General features: G+C 46.1%; 9 protein-coding genes. 1 reads left to right on the plus strand and 8 read right to left on the minus strand.

Going from position 1 to position 8,680, the window contains the following annotated elements:
- Positions 1 to 62: 62 nt before the first annotated feature.
- The 6 genes from CLOSYM_RS11680 to CLOSYM_RS11705 form a co-directional block, all read right to left on the minus strand.
- Positions 63 to 884: a formate/nitrite transporter family protein gene (locus CLOSYM_RS11680; protein WP_003502836.1), complete on the minus strand. Its 822-nt coding sequence runs from the start codon at positions 882 to 884 to the stop codon at positions 63 to 65.
- Between the two features lie 123 nt (positions 885 to 1,007).
- A complete protein-coding gene (locus tag CLOSYM_RS11685) occupies positions 1,008 to 2,675 on the minus strand; it encodes a formate--tetrahydrofolate ligase (RefSeq protein WP_003502834.1) in 1,668 nt (555 codons plus the stop codon).
- 56 nt (positions 2,676 to 2,731) lie between these two features.
- Positions 2,732 to 3,370, minus strand: coding sequence for a cyclodeaminase/cyclohydrolase family protein (locus CLOSYM_RS11690; RefSeq protein ID WP_003502832.1), 639 nt, complete (start codon positions 3,368 to 3,370; stop codon positions 2,732 to 2,734).
- Positions 3,371 to 3,540: 170 nt separating this feature from the next.
- The gene (ftcD, locus tag CLOSYM_RS11695; protein WP_003502830.1) at positions 3,541 to 4,467 is read right to left on the minus strand and encodes a glutamate formimidoyltransferase; all 927 of its coding nucleotides are present in this window, start codon (positions 4,465 to 4,467) and stop codon (positions 3,541 to 3,543) included.
- Positions 4,468 to 4,631: 164 nt separating this feature from the next.
- Entirely contained in the window at positions 4,632 to 5,249 is a 618-nt protein-coding gene (locus CLOSYM_RS11700; RefSeq protein ID WP_003502826.1) for a HutD family protein, read from the minus strand.
- An 83-nt stretch (positions 5,250 to 5,332) separates the two neighbouring features.
- Positions 5,333 to 6,283: an agmatinase gene (locus CLOSYM_RS11705; RefSeq protein WP_003502817.1), complete on the minus strand. Its 951-nt coding sequence runs from the start codon at positions 6,281 to 6,283 to the stop codon at positions 5,333 to 5,335.
- A gap of 205 nt (positions 6,284 to 6,488) precedes the next feature.
- On the opposite strand from CLOSYM_RS11705, the gene CLOSYM_RS11710 reads away from it, so the two are divergent.
- Positions 6,489 to 6,941 carry an Lrp/AsnC family transcriptional regulator gene (locus CLOSYM_RS11710; protein WP_003502815.1) on the plus strand — a complete coding sequence of 151 codons (453 nt, stop codon included), beginning with the start codon at positions 6,489 to 6,491 and terminating at the stop codon, positions 6,939 to 6,941.
- Positions 6,942 to 7,027: 86 nt separating this feature from the next.
- On the opposite strand, the gene CLOSYM_RS11715 is transcribed toward CLOSYM_RS11710, so the two are convergent.
- The gene (locus tag CLOSYM_RS11715; protein WP_021642261.1) at positions 7,028 to 7,696 is read right to left on the minus strand and encodes a helix-turn-helix transcriptional regulator; all 669 of its coding nucleotides are present in this window, start codon (positions 7,694 to 7,696) and stop codon (positions 7,028 to 7,030) included.
- A gap of 64 nt (positions 7,697 to 7,760) precedes the next feature.
- Complete coding sequence (locus CLOSYM_RS11720) at positions 7,761 to 8,462, minus strand: aspartate/glutamate racemase family protein (RefSeq protein WP_021642262.1); 702 nt, start codon at positions 8,460 to 8,462, stop codon at positions 7,761 to 7,763.
- Between the last annotated feature and the right edge of the window lie 218 nt (positions 8,463 to 8,680).

Here is an 8,680-nt window from a genome sequence, read left to right on the forward strand (position 1 = left end):
CACCCCGTCCGCTGGCCGTACCGGCGGCGTCCTTACCTGCCTAACTAAATTCTGTATGTAATTTATTTCTTCTGACGGTACACATGCCCCAGCCACATGGATGCGCCTACAAATACGCCTCCCAGGATATTACCGATGGTGACCGGTATCAAATTCTTAATAAGAAAATTGCCCCAGGTCAGCATGGACAGGTCAAGTCCTGCTTCTGCCGCTTTGGCCGCATAAGCCGGCACATGGGATGCAAAAATTCCTGCCGGAATGTAATACATGTTTGCAACTGAATGCTCAAAACCGCAGATTACAAAAGAAGCGATGGGGAGAAATGTTCCAACGATTCTTCCTGTTACATCTTTTGCTTCCAGACTGCATAAAACAGCGAAGCAGACAAGTACATTGCAGAAGAATCCCAGCACTATGGCATTGCCCATCGGCAGGGACGCTTTGGTGGCTGCCAGCTTCATCGTAAATACCGCCAGGCCTCCGCCGGAATAATTCATCTGTCCGAAGTACGCGCAGCCTGCCGCCACGATGATACTTCCAATGAAATTCCCTATATAAACAAACAGCCAGTTTTTAAGCATCATTCCTGTTGTCGTTTCTTTTTCCAGAACCGAGATGCTGATGAGGCAGTTCCCAGTGAACAGTTCCCCTCCCATCAGGATAACCAGCGATAAACCGGCCGGAAACAAAAGACCGCAGATAATACGGGCTGTGGAAACGTCCGCAATGGTGTGAGCCGCCGTATTGGTCACCGCCGCTCCCAGAGCAATGAACATACCTGCCAGTATCCCCAAAACCAGCATTCTGAACACCGATAGCTCTGTTTTTTTCTTCCCGGCGGCCGCATAATTTTTGATAACCTCCGGAGCTGTGAACAGATTCATAATATTCCTCCCCTGATTTAACGATAACCTGCACGCTCCGCGCACAGGACTCCGCCTTTAATAAAACGATGAAAGGCACGCTTTGCGAACCTTTCACCGTTTATCAATGACACGTAGAAAATTTTAGAACAGACCGGAAATCTTTCCTGTCGCATCTACATCGATCTTCTCTGCTGCCGGAACTTTTGGAAGGCCCGGAAGAGTCATGATGTCGCCTGTGAGAGCTACGATGAAGCCTGCACCTGCAGATACCTTCAGGTTACGTACTGTAATCTTGAAGCCTCTTGGTGCGCCTGTCAGTTTCTGGTCGTCGGAGAAGCTGAACTGTGTCTTAGCCATACAGATTGGCAGGTTGCCGAATCCAAGCTCTGTCAGTCTCTTTGCCTGTTTCTTTGCAGTTGCAGCCAGCTCTACGCCTTCGCCTCTGTAAATCTTTGTTACGATTGTATTTAATTTCTCTTCGATGGAAAGGTTCTCATCGTAGCAGAACTGGAAGTTATTCTCTGTCTCGCACAGACGAACTACTTCTTTAGCCAGCTCTACGCCGCCGTCGCCGCCTTTGCCCCATACTTCAGAAAGAGCAACGTTTACGCCCAGTTCCTTGCACTTGTCAGCGATAAGCTGTAATTCTGCCTCGGAATCGAATGGGAAACGGTTGATAGCAACTACGCATGGAAGGCCAAATACGGTTGTGATGTTCTCAACGTGCTGTAACAGGTTTGGAAGACCCTTCTCAAGCGCTTCCAGGTTCTCGTTATTGAGTTCTGTCTTTGCAACGCCGCCGTGATGTTTCAGGGCACGTACCGTAGCAACTACTACAACTGCGGATGGTTTAAGGCCTGCTTTACGGCACTTGATGTCAAGGAATTTCTCTGCGCCAAGGTCGGCGCCGAAGCCTCCCTCTGTTACGGTGTAATCGCCAAGCTTCAGAGCCATCTTAGTAGCGATAACGGAGTTACAGCCATGAGCGATGTTAGCGAATGGTCCGCCGTGGATGAATGCAGGCGTATGCTCCAGAGTCTGAACCAGGTTTGGTTTCAGGGCATCCTTTAACAGTGCGGCCATAGCGCCGTCTGCCTTTAAGTCTGCTGCCGTTACAGGCTCATCGTCGTATGTATAAGCTACGATCATTTTGCCCAGACGCTCTTTTAAGTCAATGATGTCGCTTGCCAGGCAGAGAACAGCCATAACTTCACTTGCTACCGTGATATCATATCCGTCTTCGCGTGTGAAGCCGTCTACTTTTCTTCCAAGTCCGTCAACGATGTTTCTTAACTGACGGTCGTTCATGTCAACTACACGTTTCCATGTGATTCTCTTCGGGTCGATTCTCAGTGCATTGCCCTGGTAGATGTGGTTGTCAAGCATAGCTGCCATCAGGTTGTTAGCTGCTCCGATTGCGTGGAAGTCGCCTGTGAAGTGAAGGTTGATGTCTTCCATCGGAACTACCTGTGCGTATCCGCCGCCTGCTGCTCCGCCCTTAACGCCGAATACCGGTCCCAGGGACGGCTCACGCAGAGCTACTGTTACGTTCTTGCCGATTTTCTTTAATCCGTCTGCAAGACCAACGGTTGTCGTTGTCTTTCCTTCACCTGCCGGAGTAGGTGTGATAGCTGTAACAAGGATCAGTTTTCCGTCTTCCTTGTCGGTTTCTTTTAACAGGTTGTAGTCAACTTTTGCTTTGTAGTTGCCGTACTGCTCTAAGTATTTCTCGTCAATGCCTGCTGCCGCTGCGATTTCACGGATGTTTAATGGTGTTGATTCCTGTGCAATTTCGATATCTGTTTTCATGATATGTTCCCCTCCATCGATTTGATTTATTTGGATTGTTATTATTTACTGAGTAATTAATATAACTGGTCAGAAAGCTCAGATGCCTTTAAAATCTTCTGCTCATAAGCAATTGCCTGCTCTTCAAGACTTTTTACTTTTGCGGATAAATCGGCTACAAATGCCTCATCCTTGATGGAACCCAGATTGATTTTAACGTTGAATAAAGCGCCGATTACTGCAGTACGTGCCATCATGGCTGCCACAAGACCGTCTGTTACGGCATTGGTGTTGCCTCTGCTTACTACTGCCTCAGCGATTGGGAAAATCTTGTATGCAGTCTCAGCTACGGAAAGCGGAACCTGAGCGGCTGCTTTTAAACCGTTCTGCATTGCTTCTCTTCTGGCTGCCTTCTCTTCGTCGGTGTCTTTCGGCATTCCGATAGCATCCATGTAAAGATTGAATGATGTGCTGTCTTTCTGGATATCCTCAACAAGCTCTTTTCTGAGTGCTGCACCTGATGCTGCAAGCTCTTTCATCTCGCCTTCTACTTCTGCGTATTTAGCTTTGCCTACCGTCAAGTTCGCTACCATCTCTGCAAGTGCTGCCGCAAGCGCTCCTGCAAGTGCGGATACGCTGCCGCCGCCCGGCGCCGGTGCGTCAGATGCTGTTACGTCTACAAAACCCTCGACTGTTAAATCTTTTAAATCTCCCATTTTGGTATTTCTCCTCGCATTTATTCTTACTTTTGCTGTGCCGCCCCTGCCTTGCGGCCGGGACGGCGCTATCATTAACCGTTCTTAATTTACGTTTCAGAATTATAACAATTCCGTCATGAGCTGAGCGGATATTCGCCGCAGTTCAGCCTTCGGCCGTACTGTTACGATTATTCTTCTTCCAGTAAGCGGATTTCCATAATCTGCTTGTCGGCGTCAAATGTCATCGGTCCGAAGCTTGCCAGCTGTAAGTAGTACTCAGCACAGTCAACAAGAGCCTGCATCGGAACAAGGCCTACTAACTCGCTCTCTAATACGTTAACTCCGTAACGTTTTGCTTCCATCTTGATTAACTCAAATGCACGGTAAACAGAAGTCTTTGTGAAGTCTGTCAGGTTCATGGAAACCTGTGCAAGGTTTCTGTCGTCCAGCATGATTCCGATCGCTTTTACATAACGGAGTCCACCGCCGATGTGACGGATTCTCTTGGCAATCTGGCTGGCAATTTCAAGGTTTGGTGTATCCAGGTTTACGTTGAATGCTACAAGCGGCATTCTTGCGCCGACTGCGCTGACACCTGCTGTCGGATGGATTGTCTCAGGACCAAAGTCCGGAGCCCACAGTTCTTTGTCTTTCATCTTCTCAGCCATACCCTCGAACTGTCCCTTACGGATTTTTGCAAGGTTCTCTCTGTGAGGAGCTGATGCAGATGCTTCATATAAGAAGCAAGGTACGCCGTATTTCTCACCAACGATTTTAGCTACTTCTTTGGCTACTGCGTCTGCCTCTTCTACTGTTGTGTTACGGCAAGGAATAAATGGAACTACGTCAACGGCTCCCATTCTCGGGTGCTGTCCTTCATGTTTGGTCATATCAATCAACTCAACTGCTTTTCCGAAGGATGCAACTACTGCGTCGCGCAGTTCATCCGGCTCACCGATAACAGTTACAACACATCTGTTGTGGTTCGGGTCTGTCTGGTAATCTAAGAGCTTAACTCCCTTTTTACCTCTGAAGCAGTCAACGATCTGCTCCACTTTCTGCATGTCACGGCCCTCGCTGTAATTCGGTACGCACTCAATCAGTTTGTTTCCCATGATAATGATCCTCCTCTGTTTTATAGTGATAAATAATAATGTGATAGTGATATATATATTGGTGATATATATTGCAGTAATTAAGTAAATCTATTATAACATTTCCCGCTGCCGTCAGATAGGCCGCAAAAAATTATTATCTTGAATTATTACGTTTTAACGCATTACTGGTAATGAACAGCCGACACAACCGCTGCCACAACCGTCTCTGCCGAACATGACCAGCCCGCTTTGTCGAATCTGCCGGTCAGCTTCAGGGTATCTCCGTCCTCCAGGCGATAATTCTCACCGTTGTCCAGTGTCACGGCCAGCGTGCCTTTATAACAGTATATCATAACGGCTTCATATTCCGGCATCTCAAATGTCAGGATACTGCGGATATCGCAGCCCTCGCCTTCTTCCATTCTAAGCGGAACGACATGGCCGGTACATCTGCCTTTTCTAAGCATCAGGTTAAAATCGATTACCTTTCCCTTGCTTGCCGTCTCGTCACCTCCGTCAAAAGCATGCGGCGTGAACTCCGGCAGATCGATCCAGTTATCGTTATTATGAGAAAGGCTGATATCGCCTTTCAGAGTCATGATAATGCGGTCGTAATCAGGCAGGCTCGTAAAATCGCTCTCCTCCAGTTCCACCGTAGCTGAACTCAGTCTCCACATAAAGTCCCTGTCCGCGTAAACACTGCCCTCCGGCGCAATGGAAAGCTCCGTCGTCAATCCTCCGCTCCACTCCGTTGTTTTGTAATCTTTTTTGTGTAACAATTCGACATGGTAATCTGCCATAGCCTTTCCCCTCTCTTAACCTCTGTTTTCGTTACTGTTCGCAGCTCTGCCGAAAAGCGAAGCTCTGTGGACAGTAACCTGTTTTACCCTCTTCTCTCTGACTTTCTCTGTTCCTCTATCTTTGTAAATACGTGCATCATCATCAAGGATGCAAGGCGCACTGTCGCTCCCGACGGATCATACAGGGGGTCAACTTCCACCAAGTCGGCCGCCACAATCCTTCCCATCTTTGCGATGCCGTTAATGATATCGCATTCCTGATCGAAAAGAAGGCCGCCCGGCAGCGGTGACGCCACTCCCGGCGCTATCGACATGTCAAATCCGTCAATATCTATGGTAAGGTAATAATTCTTAGCTTTCGGTATCTTTGCCAGAATACCGTCGACGCCAATCTCTGCCGCCTCCCTGGCTGAAATAAGAACGCTGCCGTAGTTTCTGGCATCGTCGAAATCCGTCCGCTTGCTGCTGCCCATTCCCCTGAGGCCAATCTGCGCCATCGGACCGATATGCTTCATCTCAGACATCCGCCGCATCGGGCTTCCGTTGCCTGTTTTCAGCGGACCGACATGGTCGGTCCAGTCAAGGTGGGCGTCAAACTGCACTACGCATATCTCCTCCCCTACTTCTTCCAGGGCTTTTCCCACCGGAATGGAGATGGAGTGGTCGCCTCCGATTACAAAAGGCACAGCTCCCTTTTGAATAATCTTTTTAACGCTCTCCGTAACATTGTTAAATGTATAATTAAAATCGCTATGTAAAATGTCAACGTCTCCGCAGTCTGCGATGCTAAAAGGCGCTGCCAGCCTCTGCACGTCGTTTTCAAAATCATAATATCCACCGGTGCCGCGGCCATACTGTGTGGATGCTTCTCTGATTCTGCGGGGAGCCAGCCTCGCGCCGCTCATAAATCCAACGCCGAAATCACAGGGAACACCTAATACTGCTATATCCGCATCAAGTTTGTCAAGGTCTGTGCAAATCGGATATTTACCAAAAGAGCAGATACCTGTTATAGGTAAATTTAACGGTTCCATGAAACATCACTCCTTTTTATATTGTACGATAATTTTACCAATACTACACAGTTGTTGTAAATATCTTTCGCTTTGCAAAGTAATTCATTCACTAAAATTCTTATCTCAATTATGCCTAACCGCTTTACAGAAAGTCTTTACTTAGCATATTTTATCATGTATAATGAGATTTTAGGGGAACTATTTACAGAAAGGGGAAGGCGGCATGGATAATACCGATATTAAGATCATAAATATCCTTCAGGAGAACTGCAAAACTTCAACCCGGGAAATCGGACAAAAAGTAGGGCTGACCGCTCCGGCTGTTGCCGAAAGAATTAACCGTTTGAAAGATGCAGGGGTCATCGAAGGATTTCACGCCCAGATTAATGAAACTCTGTTAGGAAGCAACATTTCAGCTTATGCGCTGGTGAATGTACCTCCGAAGGAATATGAACCGTTCTGCAGATTTTGTGAAAATGATCCTTCAATCGTTGAACATCACCATATAGTTGGTTTAAACAATGTTTTAATTAAAATGCGCGTTGGCAATGCACAGGATCTGGAGGTTCTTCTGGAACAAATCCGCAAGTACGGACTGTCCAATACTTCCATCCTGCTCTCCACCTACTTCCGGCAGAAGGAGTTTACTCCGTTAAGCGGAAACAGGATGGATTAGAAGCCAAATTATAAATTGCAAAGTAAATGTGCAGATGTCAGGAATCAATTTGAAGGCACATAGCAGAAAAAGGGGCTGTCACCCGTTTATTGCGACAGTCCCTTTTTTTCTGTTTCTGTAATGCCACGAGCTTCATCCAGATAATTATAAAATGTATATTTGGATATCTGGAAATACGCACAGACACGCTTTCCTGATTTTGTTATCAGGAATATCCCTTTTTGGTCTAAATACCTTATTGCCTTGATTTTTTCTTCCCTACTCATTGCCTGTGGGGGTTTACCGATAAGCTGTGTACATTCTTCCAGAACCTGTTCCAACAGCTCTGAAACCCTGTTAGGAAAGTGTTCCTCCACCAAAGGCTGATTGTCCAGACTGCAGAATTTCTGGATGCTGTTTTCCATCAATTTCAACTCTGTGATATCCATATTGATGCAGAGTGACCCCACCGCCTTTCCTTCATTATTTTTTATTAAAGTAGTGGAGGATTTAAAGATGCGCCCATCGTCAGTGCAGTTTATATACGGCTCTATATCCTCATGCATGCCATCTTTGAAATATTGAAAAAACAGGCTGGTCGGGCCATCCCCTATCTTTCGCTTCGTAACGTGGCCATTTGTAATAGCCACAATCGTACTCTCATATTTTTCCTGCGTAAAATCATGAAGAACGATTTCGCAGTTTATACCAAATTGAATGCCCAAATTACGAAGCAGCGCCTGAAAAAATTCCAGTTCCTGATGTACACTTTCCATAGATAACCACTCCTATGCCTATTTTGAATTGCTATTTCATGATACCAGAAAGTGGTATTTTTGTCTAGTTTTCACCCAGTGCTATATTTACTGCTGCCATACAATGTAAAAATGTAGTATCAAGCAACGGCACATATGTGTGTTCCTGCTGAATTAACATTTGAATCTCTGTGCATCCCAAAATCACGGCCTCTGCTCCGGACTCATACATTTCTTCCGTAATGCGCAAATAACGTTTACGTGATTCAGGTTTGATAACTGCATAATCGAGTTCGTTATAAATCACGTCATGTACAAACTGTATATCATCCTCTTTATCAGGAACTATAACTTCAATGCCATGCCTTTCTTTAAGACGTTTTTTGTAAAATTCATCATTAAGTGTGAATCGCGTACCCAAAAGTCCCACTTTACTATATCCCCGACGTAGAATCTCTTCTGCCAGCACTTCGGCAATATGCAGAATTGGTTTTTGAACCTGAGCCTGAATTTCCTCATATGTTTTATGCATCGTATTAGAACAAATTAATGTAAAATCTGCTCCGGCCGCCTCTACCCTCCGTACTGCATCAACCATGATAGCAGTATTTTTACTCCATTCGTCCAGATCACGGTAGATGAGAATCGGATCCAGATCCAGAGAGTACATTGCGCAAACAGCAGAATGCTGTCCCCCCAGCCTCTCGGCCACCTGTTGATTAATAATTCGATAATAGTCAAGAGAAGATTGCCAGCTCAGACCACCTATCAAACCTATTGTTTTCATTTAAATCCCTCCTATTATTCTGCGGTAGTGTCAAATCGACACCCCTTTCTTTATAAAAACCTAGTATTTCCAAAGTTATCGAGGGGGGCGGGATCTGCCAGCCCCTTACATATCTGTACTTTTAAGGTTCTAATGTCGCCGGTCTACCCGGCTCTGAGTTTTCATAAACATTTGACACTACCGATTTTTAGGTAGTGTCAAAAACTACCCTGCTTTTT

The organism is [Clostridium] symbiosum ATCC 14940 (assembly GCF_000466485.1).
Taxonomy (GTDB): Bacteria; Bacillota; Clostridia; order Lachnospirales; family Lachnospiraceae; genus Otoolea; species Otoolea symbiosa.

Coding starts and splice junctions, on each gene's coding strand:
- CLOSYM_RS11700 (WP_003502826.1), bottom strand. CDS start 5,249: ATGGCAGATTACCATGTCGAATTGTTACACAAAAAAGATTACAAAACA.
- CLOSYM_RS11690 (WP_003502832.1), bottom strand. CDS start 3,370: ATGGGAGATTTAAAAGATTTAACAGTCGAGGGTTTTGTAGACGTAACA.
- ftcD (WP_003502830.1), bottom strand. CDS start 4,467: ATGGGAAACAAACTGATTGAGTGCGTACCGAATTACAGCGAGGGCCGT.
- CLOSYM_RS11685 (WP_003502834.1), bottom strand. CDS start 2,675: ATGAAAACAGATATCGAAATTGCACAGGAATCAACACCATTAAACATC.
- CLOSYM_RS11720 (WP_021642262.1), bottom strand. CDS start 8,462: ATGAAAACAATAGGTTTGATAGGTGGTCTGAGCTGGCAATCTTCTCTT.
- CLOSYM_RS11705 (WP_003502817.1), bottom strand. CDS start 6,283: ATGGAACCGTTAAATTTACCTATAACAGGTATCTGCTCTTTTGGTAAA.
- CLOSYM_RS11710 (WP_003502815.1), top strand. CDS start 6,489: ATGGATAATACCGATATTAAGATCATAAATATCCTTCAGGAGAACTGC.
- CLOSYM_RS11680 (WP_003502836.1), bottom strand. CDS start 884: ATGAATCTGTTCACAGCTCCGGAGGTTATCAAAAATTATGCGGCCGCC.
- CLOSYM_RS11715 (WP_021642261.1), bottom strand. CDS start 7,696: ATGGAAAGTGTACATCAGGAACTGGAATTTTTTCAGGCGCTGCTTCGT.